Source organism: Novosphingobium sp. CECT 9465 (assembly GCF_920987055.1).
In the GTDB taxonomy this organism is placed as follows: Bacteria; Pseudomonadota; Alphaproteobacteria; order Sphingomonadales; family Sphingomonadaceae; genus Novosphingobium.
Genome location: NZ_CAKLBX010000001.1, coordinates 1,366,002 through 1,383,424, shown reverse-complemented (window position 1 = coordinate 1,383,424; position 17,423 = coordinate 1,366,002). Strand labels below are relative to the sequence as shown.

General features: G+C 61.4%; 20 protein-coding genes. 2 read left to right on the top strand and 18 right to left on the bottom strand.

The window, feature by feature from the left end; translation table 11 throughout:
* Positions 1-63 precede the first annotated feature (63 nt).
* Entirely contained in the window at positions 64-1,218 is a 1,155-nt protein-coding gene (locus LUA85_RS06750) for an aminotransferase class I/II-fold pyridoxal phosphate-dependent enzyme (protein WP_231468094.1), read from the bottom strand.
* A gap of 61 nt (positions 1,219-1,279) precedes the next feature.
* Here LUA85_RS06750 and LUA85_RS06745 point away from each other — a divergent pair, with 61 nt between their 5' ends.
* Positions 1,280-1,660, top strand: a complete 381-nt coding sequence (locus tag LUA85_RS06745; protein WP_231468092.1) for a winged helix-turn-helix domain-containing protein — start codon at positions 1,280-1,282, stop codon at positions 1,658-1,660.
* Positions 1,661-1,711: 51 nt separating this feature from the next.
* Here the strand turns inward: LUA85_RS06745 and LUA85_RS06740 are convergent, their stop codons facing one another.
* The 15 genes from LUA85_RS06740 to LUA85_RS06670 all read right to left on the bottom strand — a co-directional run bounded on the left by LUA85_RS06740 (position 1,712) and on the right by LUA85_RS06670 (position 13,679).
* Positions 1,712-2,179: a hypothetical protein gene (locus LUA85_RS06740; RefSeq protein WP_231468091.1), complete on the bottom strand. Its 468-nt coding sequence runs from the start codon at positions 2,177-2,179 to the stop codon at positions 1,712-1,714.
* 41 nt (positions 2,180-2,220) lie between these two features.
* Positions 2,221-2,520 (bottom strand): hypothetical protein, encoded by a 300-nt coding sequence (locus tag LUA85_RS06735; RefSeq protein ID WP_231468089.1) that lies wholly within the window; start codon positions 2,518-2,520, stop codon positions 2,221-2,223.
* Between the two features lie 69 nt (positions 2,521-2,589).
* A complete protein-coding gene (locus LUA85_RS06730) occupies positions 2,590-3,375 on the bottom strand; it encodes an NUDIX domain-containing protein (protein ID WP_231468087.1) in 786 nt (261 codons plus the stop codon).
* 317 nt (positions 3,376-3,692) lie between these two features.
* Positions 3,693-4,022: a Grx4 family monothiol glutaredoxin gene (gene grxD / locus LUA85_RS06725; RefSeq protein WP_231468085.1), complete on the bottom strand. Its 330-nt coding sequence runs from the start codon at positions 4,020-4,022 to the stop codon at positions 3,693-3,695.
* A gap of 28 nt (positions 4,023-4,050) precedes the next feature.
* The gene (locus LUA85_RS06720; protein ID WP_231468083.1) at positions 4,051-4,284 is read right to left on the bottom strand and encodes a BolA/IbaG family iron-sulfur metabolism protein; all 234 of its coding nucleotides are present in this window, start codon (positions 4,282-4,284) and stop codon (positions 4,051-4,053) included.
* Entirely contained in the window at positions 4,284-4,607 is a 324-nt protein-coding gene (locus LUA85_RS06715) for a DUF1476 domain-containing protein (protein ID WP_231468081.1), read from the bottom strand. The genes LUA85_RS06720 and LUA85_RS06715 overlap by 1 nt, the downstream gene beginning before the upstream one ends.
* A 122-nt stretch (positions 4,608-4,729) precedes the next feature.
* A complete protein-coding gene (locus LUA85_RS06710; RefSeq protein WP_231468079.1) occupies positions 4,730-5,287 on the bottom strand; it encodes a hypothetical protein in 558 nt (185 codons plus the stop codon).
* Positions 5,288-5,367: 80 nt separating this feature from the next.
* Entirely contained in the window at positions 5,368-5,955 is a 588-nt protein-coding gene (locus LUA85_RS06705) for a hypothetical protein (RefSeq protein WP_231468077.1), read from the bottom strand.
* A gap of 131 nt (positions 5,956-6,086) precedes the next feature.
* On the bottom strand, positions 6,087-8,330 hold the full coding sequence (locus LUA85_RS06700; protein WP_371823710.1) for a prolyl oligopeptidase family protein: 2,244 nt from the start codon (positions 8,328-8,330) through the stop codon (positions 6,087-6,089).
* A gap of 56 nt (positions 8,331-8,386) precedes the next feature.
* Positions 8,387-10,525: a prolyl oligopeptidase family protein gene (locus LUA85_RS06695; RefSeq protein ID WP_231468073.1), complete on the bottom strand. Its 2,139-nt coding sequence runs from the start codon at positions 10,523-10,525 to the stop codon at positions 8,387-8,389.
* Positions 10,526-10,886: 361 nt separating this feature from the next.
* Positions 10,887-11,312 carry a 50S ribosomal protein L17 gene (rplQ, locus tag LUA85_RS06690; protein ID WP_231468071.1) on the bottom strand — a complete coding sequence of 142 codons (426 nt, stop codon included), beginning with the start codon at positions 11,310-11,312 and terminating at the stop codon, positions 10,887-10,889.
* Positions 11,313-11,429: 117 nt separating this feature from the next.
* Positions 11,430-12,491 carry a DNA-directed RNA polymerase subunit alpha gene (locus tag LUA85_RS06685; protein ID WP_231468069.1) on the bottom strand — a complete coding sequence of 354 codons (1,062 nt, stop codon included), beginning with the start codon at positions 12,489-12,491 and terminating at the stop codon, positions 11,430-11,432.
* A gap of 119 nt (positions 12,492-12,610) precedes the next feature.
* Positions 12,611-13,000 carry a 30S ribosomal protein S11 gene (gene rpsK, locus LUA85_RS06680; protein ID WP_231468067.1) on the bottom strand — a complete coding sequence of 130 codons (390 nt, stop codon included), beginning with the start codon at positions 12,998-13,000 and terminating at the stop codon, positions 12,611-12,613.
* A 48-nt stretch (positions 13,001-13,048) separates the two neighbouring features.
* Entirely contained in the window at positions 13,049-13,417 is a 369-nt protein-coding gene (gene rpsM / locus LUA85_RS06675) for a 30S ribosomal protein S13 (RefSeq protein WP_231468066.1), read from the bottom strand.
* Positions 13,418-13,472: 55 nt separating this feature from the next.
* The gene (locus tag LUA85_RS06670; RefSeq protein WP_231468064.1) at positions 13,473-13,679 is read right to left on the bottom strand and encodes a hypothetical protein; all 207 of its coding nucleotides are present in this window, start codon (positions 13,677-13,679) and stop codon (positions 13,473-13,475) included.
* 170 nt (positions 13,680-13,849) lie between these two features.
* Between LUA85_RS06670 and LUA85_RS06665 the strand changes: the two genes are divergently transcribed.
* Entirely contained in the window at positions 13,850-14,641 is a 792-nt protein-coding gene (locus LUA85_RS06665; protein WP_231468062.1) for a transglutaminase family protein, read from the top strand.
* Here LUA85_RS06665 and LUA85_RS06660 read toward each other — a convergent pair.
* Both LUA85_RS06660 and LUA85_RS06655 read right to left on the bottom strand, forming a co-directional pair.
* A complete protein-coding gene (locus LUA85_RS06660; RefSeq protein ID WP_231468060.1) occupies positions 14,638-16,728 on the bottom strand; it encodes a bifunctional (p)ppGpp synthetase/guanosine-3',5'-bis(diphosphate) 3'-pyrophosphohydrolase in 2,091 nt (696 codons plus the stop codon). The genes LUA85_RS06665 and LUA85_RS06660 overlap by 4 nt on opposite strands.
* Before the next feature lie 73 nt (positions 16,729-16,801).
* Positions 16,802-17,422, bottom strand: a complete 621-nt coding sequence (locus LUA85_RS06655; protein WP_231468058.1) for a GNAT family N-acetyltransferase — start codon at positions 17,420-17,422, stop codon at positions 16,802-16,804.
* Between the last annotated feature and the right edge of the window lies 1 nt (position 17,423).

The following is a 17,423-nucleotide window of genomic DNA, read 5'->3' as shown; positions in this document are numbered from 1 at the left end:
TTTATCACTTAGTTAGGTAAAATTTATGAATGAATTTTAGATGAACTTTTTGCACCGATCCGTTCATGCCACGGATTGGACCGCCTCTGCCCTTCGCGCGGCGAACCAGGGTATCAGTCTCCGCACGGCCTCTTCCACCAGCGGCGTAGATACCGCAAAACTGAAGCGGATGAAGCGGCGCCCGTCCACCGGGTCAAAATCGATCCCCGGTGCGGCACAAACGCCAGTGTCGCGCAGCAATCGTTCGCAAAACGCCAGGCTGTCATCGGTAAACTCGCTGGCGTCGGCATAGATATAGAATGCACCGTCCGGCGGCGCGATCCGTCCCAGCCCCAGCTTTGGCAACGCCTCAAGCAGAAGCGCGCGGTTGCGGGCGTAAGTCTCGACGTGGCCCTCAAGTTCGTCCGCGCACTCGAATGCCATCAGTCCGGCTTTCTGCGCCAGCACGGGCGGCGTCAGGAACAGGTTGCCCATGCGCGCGCGCGCCGCGTCGATCAGGTCGGGCGGCACCACCAGCCAGCCCAGCCGCCACCCGGCCATGCTGAAATACTTGGAGAAGGAATTGACGATCAATGCCTCTGGCAGGTGTTCCAGCAGCGAAGCCGCCCGCGCGCCATAGCTGAGACCGTGGTATATCTCGTCCGAAACCACACGGATGCCTCTGGCCCGGCACACCGCGGCAATCGCCGCAAGTTCATCGGGCGCGATGATCGTTCCGGTGGGATTGGCGGGGCTTGCCACGATCAGTCCATCGGGCACCGGATCAAGTGCATCAACCGCCGCCGCGGTCACCTGGAACCGCTCGTCCGGCCCGCAGGCCATCTCCACCGGTTCAAGGTACATGGCCTTCAGCGTGTTGCGGTAGGCAACATACCCCGGCCGCGCCAGCGCAACGCGCGCACCCGGCCGGAACAGGCAGGACAGCGCCATGACGAACGCAGGAGAAGCGCCGCAGGTCAGGATCACCTGTTCGCGATCTACCGTTACGCCATAGTTGTCGGCATAGGACTGCGCGATCCGGTCCTTCAGGGCGACGCTTTCCCAATATCCCATTGCCTCGCGGTCGAGCACCTCGTGGGCCAGCGCGATCGACCTTGCCGGCGCTCCCGTGGACGGCTGCCCGAACTCCATATGGATCACGCTGTGCCCCGCCGCCTCCATTTCATGGGCAAGGCGGCTGACGGCGATGGCGTGGAACGGTTCGACCTGAGCAATCATTGCAAAGGCCTAGGGCCTGCGAAATTGCGTTGCAAGGCCCGCCCCCCAGCGCCTAAGCCTGATGGCCATGGCACAACGGCTGAAACTCAAGATCCAGCTTTATTGCGGCACTGAAATTGCGATGGGTCCTGGCAAGGCCGATCTGCTCGACGCCATTGCCCGCGAAGGCTCGATTTCCGGCGCTGCCCGTACCATGGACATGAGCTATCGCCGGGCCTGGCTGCTGACAGACGCCATGAACCGCTGCTGGGGCGAACCGCTGGTAGAAACCGCGCCGGGAAGCGCCAAAGGTGGCGGGGCCAGAGTAACGCCTTACGGACAAGCGGTGCTCGGCCACTATCGTGCGCTTCAGGCGAAGGTGCACGGCACGTCGGATTGCGCGGATTATGCGGCGCTGGCCAAGGCAATGCTGCCCGAACCCCGGATCAGCCAGAAATCCTGATCGCAGCGGCACGGCTGGGCCGGGCAATATCCTTGATCGCACCGAAGGCTATCAGGCAGTCGGTACGTCCTCATGGCGAAGTGTGGCAAGCTGTGCTTCTGTATGCGGCACGATGCCAAACCCGCCCGCAATGCGCCGGTCGAGATCCGCAAGAGGGGTGTTCGGTGCGCGACGGCTAAGATCGCGCAAGTGCTGCACACGGATGACCGCCATGACGCAGCCCAGAGTCGCCACCGATACCGCCAGCCGCCACATCGCAAACTCGCCGGTTTGAATGGTGGAAAGAAACTCGGCAAAGCACATCCACACCGTCGCCGCGCCCAGCAATTCGCTCGCTCGCTGGCGGGGTGCCGCCAGCAGCAGCGAACAGGCCAGCAGGAAGAACGCTATCCCGCCAAGAGTAGGCGTCAGCAGGCCGGTTACATATCCATAGCCAAGCGCAATAGCGGTCGCCACGGCGACGATACCAGCCGAACCGGCGATCTGGCCGGGAGTCAATTTGTCGAGAGGACTACGCATGGACACCATGTAATCCGCAGGAGGTCAACAATTGGTTACGTTCAACCGAGCACCCCTGTTACCCGCAGGATAACCGTCCAGAGCACCACTGACAAAGCGATCGGCAAGCCCATCCTCACCCAGCCGGGCGCCTTGTCCTCGGCAAAGGGATATGCGGTTTCGGCAGGACCGTTCACATCGCCAATTTTCTGCAACTGTTCCTGCAAAGCATGAACGGGCGAGCCGAACGGCTGGTCGATATCGGCGGCAATGCGCGGCCCCCGCGCCACCGGATCGGTGACGACAGGTATGCTGATTGCTGGCTCATCGGGATCGGCAGTAAGAGTTTTCAGACGAGACATGGCAACACCTCGCAAAAACCTTACGCCCCAATTCATTAACCTTGAGTCAACTGTCCGCACGACAAAACCCTATGTGCGCTGCGCGGTCGAAAGCGGTTCGCCCAGCACGGGATATCCGCGACCATCGGGGATCATCAACCACGGCTTGCCGTCACGCTCGGCGATAAACGGACTGATCGTTTCAGCACCGAAAGCCAGAGCATGGTCGCGCGCCGCTTCAAATGTGTCGAACAGGGCCAGCCGCTCAAGATTCCGACGCGTCGGGAAAATCACCCTGATCCGGCCTGCTGCCGCCAGTTCAAGCGCTTCATTCGCACTTGCCCAGAACATATGCCGGTTTTCGGTGGCATCGACTTCGATATCGACGGCCCCCGTGCCGAGATCGGCCAGGAAAAAGCGGGTGTCGAAAATTCTTTCAGCGCGGTGGCGTGGCCACCATCGGGCAAACTGCACCAATTGATCGAGGTTCAGCGTCCAGCCGAAGGCATCAAGGACCGGGGCGAGTTTTCCGTGTAATAACAGCATTCGTCGCGCATCAGCCGCAACCCCGCCGTCGATCGGCCCGGATACTCCCACGACCAGCCCGGTCTCTTCCAGCGTTTCACGCACCCCTGCGATCCGGGCTGCGGTCACTTCAATTTCCCCGCCCAGCGTGGCCGCAAGATCGCGATCCGCCGGATCAACCTTTCCACCGGGAAACACGGTTGCGCCTCCGGCGAAATTGAGGGTCGCGTTGCGCTCTACCAACAATATCTGCGCCGCTCCTCCGGCCGGGTTGCGGCGATAGATGACGAGCGTGGCCGCGCGAACGGTCCTGGCTTGCAGTTCCTGCGGGTCGAGATCGCGAGTTTCCATTGTGCCTATCATGTCTGCCTGCGCGCTGCCTGCCAAGGGGGCAGAGCCTGTCGGAACATTTTACAACCCCTTTGATGAACCGAGACCGCACCTGTACGAAAATGTCGGGTTTCAGCCAATCTGACGATTTGGCACGGGTCATGCATAAATGCTGGCGTCCCGAAGAGTAGCTTCTTCCTGAGGCGGAGCCAGTCCCCCCGGTCTTCCTGGTTCCGCCTCTTCCCGGGCCTTCACTTCGCAAACATGAAAAAGCGCGACCGGCACAATGCCGACCGCGCTTTGCGATATTGATCAGGCCGTGCTGGCCTGAAGGTCGGTCAGGCAGGCTTCACGCCTGAATCTTCCATCAACTGTTGCAGTTCGCCGGCCTGGAACATCTCCATCATGATGTCCGATCCACCCACGAACTCGCCCTTGACGTAAAGCTGCGGGATGGTCGGCCAATCCGAGAAGGATTTGATGCCGCCACGGATTTCCATGTCCTGCAGCACATCCACGCTGGAATATTCCACGCCAAGATGTTCGAGAATGGCGATGGCCTTGCTCGAAAACCCGCATTGCGGAAACAGCGGTGTGCCCTTCATGAACAGCACGACATCGTTGCCGTTGACGATTTTGGCGATACGTTCTTCGGTGGTGCTGGACATCGGGGATCTTGTTCCTTTCGCGCCGGTCTCAATTGGGAACGGCGGTGGTCAGTTGCAAGGCATGAAGAACTCCGCCCATGCGGCCACCCAATGCATCGTAGACCATCTTGTGCTGCTTGACGCGCGGAACACCGGCAAAGCTTGCCGATACGACGTGCGCGGCATAGTGGTCACCGTCACCGGCCAGATCGGTGATCGCCACTTCCGCATCGGGCAAGGCCGCGCGAATCAGGCCTTCGATCTCGTCGGCAGCCATTGCCATCAGGGTTCGCCCATCAACTGGCGGCGCGCGTCGACAGACTTTGCGTCCATCGCCAGGCGGATCTCGGATTCATCCACATCGACACCGGCAGATACCAGATCGCCCAGAAGCTTGCGCACGACGTCCTCGTCCCCCGCTTCCTCGAAATCGGCCTGTACCACAGACTTGGCGTAAGCCTCGGTCTCGGCGGCATCCAGCCCCATGCGCTCTGCGGCCCACACGCCCAGCAGGCGGTTGCGGCGGGCATGGACGCGGAACATCATTTCTTCGTCACGGGCGAACTTGGCCTCGAAAGCCTTCTCGCGATCGTCGAACGTGGTCATGGGCGGATGAATCCTCAAAAGAAGCTCGTCCCTTAGCCGATAGTCAGCCCGCGCGCCCGCTGCAAGGGACCAGCAAAAGAATTGCAGGCCGCGCCCGCCACGAAGGCTTCAGATATGCCAGATCAGGGTCGACCTCGCCGGATGTCGAGCAGCACGCCACCCTGGCCGGTCAAGTCGCAGGAAAAATTGTCGCCGTTGCGGAACGTCCCCGAAACGCGATAACCGCTGCCTGTGCGCGCGGCGTCATGCACTTCGTCAACCTCGCCCGTGCGGGATGCTTCCTCTACACAGCGGTCGACCGCGTCATTGATGCTTCGCGCCGCGCCTTGTGCAAAAGCGCCCTGTCCACCGTTCTGACGCCAGTCATCCTGCGCAGGTGCGTTGTAAGGAGCCTGATCGTCACGATAGGGATAATCCTGTTCGCGATAGTCTTGATCGTTATAGTCCGGGTCACGGGGGACATCCCGATTGCTCGATTTGCTGGCGGCACTGGCAATCGCCGCGATTCCGCCGATAATCAGAATCCCTGCCAGCACATCACCGCCATCGATCCCGCGATCGCCGCGCCAATGGCGTCCACCGCCCCAGCCGGGACGCGCCTGTGCCTCCGCCGCCAATGGCAGCAGTGCCGTTGCCATGCCCGCGACGGCAATTGTCGCGCGTATCCATTTACCGATCATGCCCCGCCCCTTACCTGTGGATAGAAAGGCTAGGCGGTCCAGGCTTTCCGATGCCTGAACCGCCCGCCCCTGGTTGACTGTCAAAGTCCGCGAATGCCGCTGTAGTCGATGTCGACAACCCGTCCGCGCTCGACCTTGCATTTGAACGATCCGCTGTCGTATCCGCGCAACGAACTGTCCCAGCCGCGATAATCGCCGTTCCAGCCGCGGCCGTAATCACGATCACCCCGGCGCCAGTCGCGGCCGTTGGAGTTCACCGCGATGCGGCCCCTCACTTCATAGCCCCAGCGCGTCTGGCGGATGTCGCGTACGTCGGTCACGTCGGCACGGCCATAGCTATGACGCGATGCGGCTCGCTCGGCGGTGCGGACGCACTGCTCGATCGCTCCGCGCGCGTTGCCGCGACCATAGAAGTCATTGCGATTGCGGCCATTGCTCCAGCCATCGCCGCCCCGCCAGTCATCGCCGTAGCCGTAGCTATAGCGGTCGTTGTTATTGCTGGCAGCCGCGGCAATCGCCGCAATGCCGCCGATCACCAGCGCGCCGGCGATGATATCGCCACCGTCAATACCGCCGCGATGATCCCGCGCCATGGCGGGAGCGGCCGAAGACACCGCAACCGCAGCGGCGGCAACAGTTCCGACGAGGGCCTTGGAAAACGTCTTCATGGGTTCGGTCCTTCGCGTCTGGCGGGTCTATTCCCGCCGTGAACGAAGGTTTGCCCGATTCGCCGTGTTACGACGCTGAACCGACAGGACAGCAATCGTTCAGCAAAACGGCATGAAACATGAACAATCGGTCACTTTGTCGCCACATCCTGCAATCCCGTCCAGAAGGCAAGGAACGACAAAACATCGGCACCTGTATCGATGATCTTGTCCACCGGCTTGCCTGCGCCGTGCCCTGCCCGTGATTCCACGCGCAGCAGATGCGGCTTTTCACCGATTTGCGCAGCCTGCAACGCCGCCACATATTTGAAACTGTGCGCAGGCACCACGCGATCATCATTGTCTGCGGTCGTCACCAGCATCGCGGGATAGACCTTGCCGGATGTGATGTTGTGATAGGGGGAATAGGCGCGCAGGTTGCGCCAGTCGGCCTCACGGTCGGGTCTGCCATAGTCATCCACCCAGAACCGGCCCGAAGTGAAGCGATCGAAGCGGAGCATGTCCATGACACCGACATCAGGATTGGCCGCCGCAAAAAGGTCGGGCCGCTGATTGACCACCGCACCGACAAGCAACCCGCCGTTCGAAGCACCCTGGATCGCCAGCGCGCCCTTGGTGGCAATGCCTTCGCGGATCAGGTATTCGCCCGCCGCAATAAAGTCATCAAAGCTGTTCTGCTTGTGCTCGCGCCGCCCGGCTTCATGCCAGCTGCGCCCCAACTCGCCGCCGCCCCGGATATTGGCCAGGGCGAACGCCCCGCCCGCTTCGAGCCACGCCATACGCACCGGTGAAAACGCCGGCGTCAGCGAAATATCGAATCCGCCATAGCCATAGAGCAGCGTCGGCAAAGACGTGCCTGCCTTCGCCGCGCTGCGATTGCGCACGACATACATAGGCACTTGCGTTCCGTCCTTCGAAGGAAACTGGCGCTGTTCCACTTCATAGTCCGCCGGATCGAACGCCATCTTCGGCTTTGCAAACGGCGTCACCGCGCCACTGCGCAGATCCATGCGGTAGATCGCGGGCGGCGTGGCGAAGCTGCTGAACTGATAGAACGTCTCGGCATCACCAGGGCGGCCACCGAAACCGCTGGCAGTCCCGATTCCGTTGAGCGTTATCGCCTTGCCCGGACGGCCCTTGCGGTCGGCCATCACCGCCACGCTCTGGCCGCCCTGAAGGTAAGACAACAGGAAGCGGTCGCCGATCATGCGCGCGCCTTCCAGCTTGTTGGCACGTTGCGGCACGACCACCTTCCAGCCCTCGCCCGTCCGCGTCAGGTCGATGCTGACCAGGTGGAACTCTGGCGCGTCGCGATCGGTGAGGAACCACAGCTTGTCACCGATTCCGGCCACCATCCGCCAGTGATCGGCGATTTCCGGCACTAGCGGTACAACATTCCATCGGCCCGGCAGCCGCCCATCCACACGGATCAGGTTGATCGCGTTGCGCTTGTCGGTGCTCACCTCGCTGACGATCACCACCCAGCGGCCATCGCTGGTCACTTGCGCCTTGTGACTCCATGCCGGATGATCGGGCGTGGCAAAGACCTGCTCGTCTTGATCCTGTGCCGTGCCGATGCGATGGAACCAAACCGCCTTGTCGAAGCGCGGCGCGCGTGGATCGTCCCCGGCCCTCGGCGCGGGGAAGCGCGAATAAAAAAAACCTTCGTCGCCGATCCATGCAATATCGGTATCGTGTGCATTGGCCAGTCGCTCGTCCAGAACGCGGCCAGTGGCCACCTCCACCACGCGCAAGGTCCGCCAGTCACTGCCCGCTTCCTGTTCGGCAAAGGCGAGGAACTTGCCCGAAGGCGAAGGTTCCCACTGGGCCAGCGCCAGCGAACCATCGGCGCTCCATGTGTTGGGGTCCAGCAACAGGCGCTGTTCACCCGCTACACCCTTGCGCACCCACAGCGCCGACTGGTTCTGCAGCCCGGAATTGCGCGTGTAGAAGTAGCGGCTGCCCGCCTTGCGCGGCAGGCCGTAGCGTTCGAAATCGTACAGGTTGCGAATTCGGGCCGCAAAACGCTCACGTCCCGGCAAGTTCGCAAGATAATCGGCAGACACCGCGTTCTGCCGCGCAACCCAGCTCGCCACATCGGCATCCTTGCGCGGATCGGCTTCGAGCCACCGGAACGGATCGGCCACGCGCTCACCAAACGCCTGTTCGACCAGTTCTTCGTTCCGGGTGGCCGGATAAGCGATGCGGGGAAAGACCAGCCGTGTGGCGGGCGCCGCAGATGTGCCGCCGTTTGACGCCGAAACCCCAATGCTTTCTTCCGCATTCTCGGCGCGCAAAGGCGCTCCTGCCCCCAGAAGTGACAGCACCGCGATCGCGCCAATGGCGCGTCGCCTTTTCAGTTCCTTCTCCCACATCATTATTGCTTGTCTCTATAGCACCTTGCCAGGCGGGCGGCGAGATGGCTTTAGCGTCAGTCCTTTGATTTCAGTCCCGTCCAATGCGCAAGAAATGCGTAAACATCGGCCGACTCCTCGATCATCTTGGAAACCGGCGTGCCCGCGCCGTGCCCTGCCCGCGTTTCGATGCGGATAAGGTGGGGCTTCGGACCGATCTCGGCCGCTTGCAGCGCAGCGGCATATTTGAAGCTGTGCCCCGGCACGACCCGATCGTCAGTATCGGCAGTTGTGGTCAGGATGGCCGGATAGCTCTTGCCCGACGCAATGTTGTGATAGGGTGAATAAGACCGCAGCAGGCGCCAGTCGGCCTCCTTTTCCGGGAAGCCGTAGTCGAACACCCATTCGCGCCCGGCGGTAAACTTGTCAAAGCGCAGCATGTCCATCACGCCGACCGCCGGATGCGCGGCCGCAAACAGATCGGGGCGCTGATTTACCACCGCGCCCACCAGCAACCCGCCATTCGATCCGCCTTCGACCGCCAGCCCATCGCTGGACGTTATGCCATTGGCCTTGAGCCACTCTCCGGCTGCAATGAAATCGTCGAACACGTTCTGCTTGGTCGCGCCCTTGCCGCCAAGGTGCCAGGCCTCGCCATATTCGCCGCCACCGCGAATATTGGCCACGGCATAAGCCCCACCCGCCTCAAGCCAGGCCATGCGCGCGGCGGAAAAGCCCGGCAGGACAGAAATGTTGAACCCGCCATAGCCATAAAGAATTGTCGGCACCGGCCCGGTCAAATCCTTGCGCCGTACCACGAACATCGGAATCTTCGTGCCATCCTTCGAAGCATAGAACACCTGCCGCGTCTCGAATCGCGCAGGATCGAAGGTCAGCTTCGGTGCAGCCCAGATGTTCGCCGATGCGGGATTGGTGGCATCGAAGCCGTAGATCGTGGCGGGCTGCGTGAAGCTGCTGAACACAAAGTGCCCCTGCCCGTCGCCCGGCTTGCCCTGCACACCGCCAACGCTCCCAATGCCGGGCAAAGCGAGCGTTCCGGCGGCTTTGCCGTCGAGCGATGCCAGCCGAAGCTCGGCTTTCACGTCCCGCAGATAATTCAGCACCAGCTTGTCGCCGACGATCTTCGCGCCGTCGAGCACCGCCTCTTGCTCAGGCACAACGGTGGTGAACACGGGCTGGGTGCCGGACACGTCCACCATGACAACCTGCTTGCGCGGCGCATCCTTGCTCGTCACGAACCACAGCTTGTCGCCGATGCCGTCGATCAGGCTCCATTCGTCTGCCAGCGTCGCTATCAGCGAGCGCACCTTCCAGTCACCTTTGCCGATGGGCGCGATACCGACGGCATTGCCCTTTTCGCTGCCGGTGCTGGTCGCGATCACCATCCACCGCTGGTCGTGAGTTACGGCGGCGGAATGATAGAGACGCGGATTTTCCGGTGTGGCGTAGACCAGTTTGTCCGCAGACTGTGCGGTGCCAAGCTGATGATACCAGACCGACTGGTTGGAACTGACTGCCTGGAATGCTTCACCCGGCTTTGGCGCGGGGAAACGGGAATATAGAATGCCCCCGCTTCCGGCCCAGGCAATGTATGAAAACTTCACATGTTCAAGCGTGTCGGGCAGCACCGTGCCGGTCGCAACGTCGAGGAACTTGATGGTGCGCCAATCGGTGCCTCCGTCCTGAACCGAGAAAGCCAAACGCGCGCCATCGTCCGATGGCTCCCAGTCGTCCAGCGCGGTCGCGCCATCCTTTGCCCACGCATTTGGGTCGATCAGCACCCGGCGTTCGCCGCTATCGTCGGCGGGGCGGACATACAGGACGGACTGGTTTTGCAGCCCCGTGTTGTGGCGGAAAAACAACTGCCCGCCTGCCTTTACCGGCATCCCGATGCGTTCGAAATCGAACAGGGTTTTGAGCCGCTTCTCGAACGCAGGACGCTCCGGCAGCCTGGCAAGGTAATCGGCGGTGAAGCGGCTTTGCGCGTCCACCCACGCGGCAACCTTTTTGTCTTCGCGCACGTCTGCTTCAAGCCAGCGATAGGGGTCGGCGACCTGCTCGCCAAACGCCGCTTCAACCACGGTTCCGCGTTCGGTGGCGGGATAAGTCATCGCAGCATCTCCGGGTTGCGCCGCAACGGGCGCGGCGATGAAGATCGCTGCCGAAGCAGCAAGGATTGAACGAGACGGGCGCATGGGACGACTTTCGGTGGAGTGATTCCGGTTGCGTTGGAAACTAGCCCGGATAGGCTGACATGCAAGGTAGGGCGAACAGCCTTGCACTGATTTCAGCGTCCGCAGGCCTTTGGAACCAGATGACGTCGCGTTGGCACAAGCACCTTTGCGGCGCGTCAGACCATCAAGGAAAGGCGATGATACCGCTTTCGTCATTGCGAGGAGGCAAAACCGACGAAGCAATCCAGAGTCGTTACACTCCGTGCCGGATTGCTTCGTGGGCCTCGGACGAAGTTTGCAAACGCCATGATCACCGATGAAAAACGGGCGGTGGCATTGCTGCCCCGCCCGTTTTCAATTCCGGTGCGAACCGAAGCGCAGATTATGCGGCTTCGTATTCGTCCTCATCGGCGGTCATCACCGGACCCGAATCCTGGCCCTTGGCCGAAGTGTCGCGGTCAACCAGTTCGATCACGGCGATCGGAGCAGCGTCCGAAGCGCGGTAGCCGGCCTTGATGATGCGGGTATAGCCGCCATTACGATCCGCATAACGCTCTGCCAGAACGGAGAACAGCTTGGTCAGCTGTGCATCGTCACCCAGACGCGTGTGGGCGAGACGACGGTTCGAAAGACCGCCCTTCTTGCCCAGCGTGATCAGCTTTTCGAGGTAAGGACGCAGTTCGCGCGCCTTTGGCGTGGTGGTGGTGATCTGCTCATGCTTGATCAGCGCTGCCGCCATGTTGCGAAGCATCGCGAGGCGGTGAGCGGAGGTACGACCAAGCTTACGCTGGCCCATTTTATGACGCATGGGTATTTCCTTCAGTTCGTAGGGGGGCCGTGCAAGGTACCCCGATCCAGGCGGCTGTTAAGGGTTGCCGCCAAATCACCCGAAAACAGGGCGTTCCGAAGAACGCCCCGGATTTGGTTAGCCCAGCAGCTCTTGTTCGAGCTTCTTGGCCATTTCCTCGATGTTTTCCGGCGGCCAGCCGGGGATGTCCATGCCGAGGCGCAGACCCATCGAAGAGAGAACTTCCTTGATCTCGTTGAGCGACTTGCGGCCGAAGTTCGGCGTACGCAGCATCTCGGCTTCGGTCTTCTGAACCAGATCGCCGATGTAGATGATGTTGTCGTTCTTGAGGCAGTTGGCCGAGCGGACCGACAGCTCCAGTTCGTCGACCTTCTTGAGGAGGTAACGGTTGAGCTGGTTGGCATCGCTTTCTTCCGGTGCATGCGAGGCAACGCCTGCAACCGAAGGAACATGACCGACCGGAACCTGATCATCGAAGTGGACGAACAGCGAAAGCTGGTCCTGAAGGATGCGCGCGGCATAAGCCACGGCGTCTTCAGGGGTCACCGTGCCGTCGGTTTCGACCGTCAGGTTGAGCTTGTCGTAGTCAAGCTCCTGACCGATACGGGCATTGTCGATCTTGTACGAAACCTGGCGAACCGGCGAATAAAGCGAATCGACCGGAATGAGGCCGATCGGTGCATCCACGGGACGGTTGGCAACCGCAGGAACATAGCCCTTGCCGGTATCGACCGTCAGTTCCATGTTGAAGGTCGCGCCTTCATCCAGATTGCAGATCACGAGGTCCTTGTTGAGGACTTCGATGTCTCCGCTGACGGCGATGTCGCCAGCCTTGACTTCGCCCGGACCCGTTGCCGAAAGCTGCAAGCGCTTGGGGCCTTCGCCCTGCATCCGCAATGCGATCTGCTTCACGTTCAGAACGATATCGGTCACGTCTTCCCGAACGCCGGCAAGCGACGAAAATTCGTGAAGCACGTTCTCGATCTTGATCGAGGTAACAGCTGCGCCCTGCAGCGACGACAACAGCACACGACGCAGCGCGTTGCCGAGGGTGAGACCAAAGCCACGCTCCAGCGGTTCCGCGACAAAAGTCACACGGCGCTTGGAATCGTTGCCCGGCTTGATCTCAAGATTGTTGGGCTTCTTCAGTTCCTGCCAGTTCTTGATGTTGACAGTCATGGAATTCCCCTGGGGTTTGTGCGGGCTTGCCGGACGTCGGACGAAGTGTCCGCATCCGGTCGAGGTATTGGGTGAGTGATGGCGCCGGTACCTGCGCCGTCACTCACCAATAGGCAGGATCAGACGCGACGGCGCTTCGACGGGCGAACGCCGTTGTGCGGGATCGCTGTCACATCGCGGATTGCAGTGATCGTGAAACCGACCGCCTGCAGCGCGCGAAGGGCGCTTTCACGACCCGAACCGGGACCCTTGACCTCGACTTCGAGGGTGCGGACGCCGTGTTCGGCAGCTTTCTTGCCGGCATCGTCGGCAGCGACCTGCGCTGCATACGGCGTCGACTTGCGGCTACCCTTGAAGCCCATCATGCCGGCCGAGGACCACGAAATCGCGTTGCCCTGGGCGTCGGTGATGGTCACCATGGTGTTGTTGAAGCTGGCGTTGACATGCGCGACGCCGCTGGTGATGTTCTTGCGCTCGCGGCGCTTAATGCGCTGAGGTTCGCGTGCCATTGGTTTCTATCCTCGAAAATCTGGGACGGAAGAAAGCCCTTGCGGGTCTTACTTCTTCTTGCCGGCGATCGGCTTGGCCTTGCCCTTGCGGGTGCGAGCGTTGGTGTGCGTACGCTGACCGCGGACCGGCAGGCCCTTGCGGTGGCGCAGACCACGATAGCACGCGAGGTCCATCAGGCGCTTGATGTTCATCGCGACTTCGCGACGAAGATCGCCTTCCACGGTGTGATCGGCGTCGATCGCTTCGCGGATCTGGAGGACTTCGGCGTCCGACAGGTCCTGAACGCGGCGGCTGTGATCAATACCCAGCTTGTCGGCGATCTGCTTGGCCTTGTGAGCCCCGATACCATGAATATAGGTAAGCGCGATAATCACGCGCTTGTTGGTGGGGATGTTTACCCCGGCAATACGAGCCACTTGCTTCTCCGTTTTGCTCCACAGGGCGCAAGCGACTCACGCCGCAGGCCCTATCTCATCGCGAAAAACACCCTGCAAAACGGGAAAATTCCGGCAGAAACAAGGCCTTGACCTTGGCTGCAATGAACCATCCCGGTTTAGAGTGAAAGGCGCGCTTAGGAGGTTTCGAATGCAACGTCAACAGCAGCGCAATGACAAACATCGGCAAAAGCACCATTCGCAGGCGCTGCCTTGTTGTCGTGATGAGGCGTGAATACTCCATTTTCGAGCCAAGGTCAAAGCCGACTGCCTCAGCGCTGGAACTCTCCAGGAAAATGCGGCACTAACGGCTTGCCGACGCATATCGCGCTTCCATTGGTGGCTACTGCCCGCCCGCTCCATCTTCATTCCTGACGCCGCGGAGCACATCCGGGCGCAGCCGGTTAAGGCCAAATGCCAGTCACTTCCCAGCGCCTGAACATCGTCACCACCCTCGACTATGCCCTGCCTGTTCCGGCACAGGTCCTGATGCAGATCGGCGTGGCGCGTTTGCCCGACCAGCGCATTCTTGGCGAAACGCTCGACATTGGCGGATTGCCGGTCGCGATCCATGTGGCGGCGCATGGCGGGGTTGGCGAACGGGCATGGCTGACGCCCGACAGCGCGCTGCAGGTCCGCTATGAGGCGCAGATCGATATCACGCGCGAGACCTTGCCGCTCGCCAACCTGTTTGCCGATGCGTTGACCGTGCTTCCGGCCGATGCGATCGAATACCTGCTGCCCTCACGCTATTGCCCGGTCGATACCTTGCATGCCGCGTCGATGGAGATGTTCGGCAATCTTGCAGGCGGCGCTGCGGTGGAAGCGGCATGCGACTGGATCGGCAGCCACTTGTCCTACGTGCCCGGCGCAAGCCACGGCGGAACAACCGCGATAGACACCTTCCACAGCCGTGAGGGCGTTTGCCGCGATTACGCGCATCTGCTGGTCACTCTGGTGCGCGGGATCGGCATTCCAGCCCGCGTGGTCAGCGCCTATGCCCCCGGCGTCAATCCGCCCGATTTCCACGCGCTGGTACAAGTCTGGCTCGCAGGTGGCTGGCGCCTTGTCGACGCCACCGGCATGGCCGACCCCGCGCAGACCGCGATCATCGGGATCGGGCGCGATGCCGCGGACATATCCTTCCTGACGATCTTCGGCAGCGCCTTCCTCAATGAACAGGCGGTGAGCGTGGAACTCGCCTAGATCCGCTCCGCCTGCGCCACGGCATCGCTGGCGCGCAGGGCGCTGACGATGCGCGTGAGGTGCGCCAGATCGCGTACCTCCAGATCGACCTCGTAAGTATGGAACGGGTTTTCGCGCTGGGTCATTTCCAGGTTGACGACATTGGCGTGGTTCTTGGCGAAGATGCCGGCCATTTCGGCGAGTGTGCCGGGGCGGTTGTAGAGTTCGGCGCGCAAGCGGCCAATCGCACCGTCGGTACGGGCATCCCATGACAGGTCGATCCAGTCGGCATCGACGCCATCGGCCAGTTTCATGCAATCGATGGCATGAACCTCCACGCCTTTTTCCGGGCGGCGCAGGCCAACGATGCGGTCGCCCGGCACCGGATGGCAGCAGTCTGCCAGCTTGAACGCCATACCGGGCGTCAGGCCACGCACCGCAATGGCGCGTTTCTGGCTGGGCCAATCTTCCTGTGGCAAGTTGGCGGCGCTGCCGGGGACAAGCGCCTCCATCACCTGCCGGTCATCGATCTTGGCTGAACCTATGGCGAACATGAAGTCCTCCTCGGTGCCAAGTTTCAGCCGCTTGACCGCATCAGCCAGCGCCTTCTTGCCGATCTTGGTCGGCAGGCGCTCGACGATTTCCTCGTACAGCTTGCGACCGATAGCGGCGACCTCGCTACGCTCCTTCTGACGGACGAAGCGGCGGATCGCGGCGCGGGCCTTGCCGGTGACGACGAAGCCGAGCCACGACAACTGCGGTTCGGAATTGCGGCTCTTGATGATTTCCACGACGTCTCCATTGCCCAGCGCGGTACGCAGCGGCACATGGCGGCCATTGATCTTCGCGCCAACTGCCGCCGCGCCAAGATTTGTATGGACCGCAAAGGCAAAGTCGATGGGCGTCGCGCCCTTGGGCAACTGGAACAAGGCGCCCTTGGGCGTGAAGGCAAAGATGCGGTCCTGATAGATCGCCATCTTGGTGTTTTCGAGCAGTTCCTCGGCATCGTGGCTGGCATCGAGAATTTCGACCAGATCGCGCAGCCAGCCGATCTGTGCATCGGGCTGCGTACCGCCCTGCTTGTAGGACCAGTGCGCGGCAAGGCCGTATTCGTTCAATTCGTGCATTTCGCGAGTCTTGATCTGAACTTCGACGCGCATCGCATTGGAATAAATGAGAGATGTGTGAAGCGAACGATAGCCGTTCATTTTCGGGGTGGAGATGTAGTCCTTGAACCGGCCGGGTATCATCTGCCAGGCGCGATGAAGCAGCCCCAGCGCCTTGTAGCAGTCTTCCTCACTTTCGGTGAGTACGCGGAAGGCCATGATGTCGGTGATCTGTTCGAACGACACGTGCCGTTCGGCCATCTTGCGCCAGATCGAATAGGGGTGCTTTTCACGCCCCGAAATTTCGACACGCAGACCTGCTTCGGCCAGAACCTTCTTGATTTCGAGCGCGATGGAATCGACTTGCGCGCCTTCTTCGCTGCGGATCGCGGCGAGCCGCCCGGTAATCGTGGCATAGGCTTCGGGTTCAAGCTGTTCGAACGCGAGCAGCTGCATCTCGCGCATATATTCATACATGCCCACCCGCTCGGCGAGCGGGGCGTAGATTTCCATCGTCTCACGCGAGATGCGGCGGCGCTTGTCCTCGCTGCGGATGAAATGCAGCGTACGCATGTTGTGCAGGCGGTCGGCCAGCTTGACCAGAAGGACGCGCAAGTCCTCGCTCATCGCCAGCAGGAACTTGCGCAGATTTTCCGCCGCGCGCTCGCTCTCGCTCAGGGTCTCGATCTTCGAAAGCTTGGTCACGCCATCGACCAGCCGCGCCACATCGGGACCGAACAGGCGCTCGATATCCGCGACCGTGGTCAGCGTATCTTCGACCGTGTCGTGCAAAAGCGCGGTAATGATCGTGTCCTGATCGAGCTTCAGCTCGGTCATCAGGCCGGCGACTTCAACCGGGTGCGAGAAATAGGGGTCACCGCTGGCGCGCTTCTGCGTACCGTGCTTCTGCACGGTAAACACATAGGCGCGATTGAGCATCGCCTCATCCGCATCGGGATCGTAGGCGAGAACACGTTCGACAAGTTCGTACTGGCGGAGCATCTGACCCTAGATGGAGGCAAGCAGGCGGTTAGGGCAAGTAGGAAGCCTCCGTAAATTCGAATGATTCCCGCCTTTATCGGATAAGGGCGAAGTTTGCGGCGTCTTCCGGGTACAGCCCGCACAGGCGCGGGTCGCGATAGATTTCGACAAAACGGGCAAAGGGCACGAAGCCACGGCTCATGTAGAACGGCACCGCGCGCGGATCATCGGTGGTGCACGAATGCAGCCAGACGCGCGAAATGCCCTTGATCCAAGCCATCCCAAGCGCCTTGCGCATCAGCCATTTGCCAAGGCCCTTGCCCGTGGCACCGGGGATGAGGCCGAAAAACACGATCTCGCACTCGCCTTCCACCCGGAAATCGAGTTCTACGATCCCGATTTCAACGCGGGCGCGGTCAACCACGGCGTAAAGCTGGACGCGCGGATCAGACAGGATTTCAACGAGTTCGGCATCGGTCTTCACAAGCCGTGCCCACCACAGCCACGGCCCGCCCACCCGCTTGTAGAGCACACGGTACTTTTCGGGCGTGCAATCCTTCCAGCGGACAAGCTGGATCGGCACATCGTCCTCTGGGGTCAGGCGGCGCAAATCGGCGGGCGGCTCGCGCATTTCCAGTGCGGTAACCACGCAGGCAAGGTCGCCAGCGCGGACGTTGTGGAAGCCCTCGCCCAGCGGTTCGCCCGCGACCTTCACT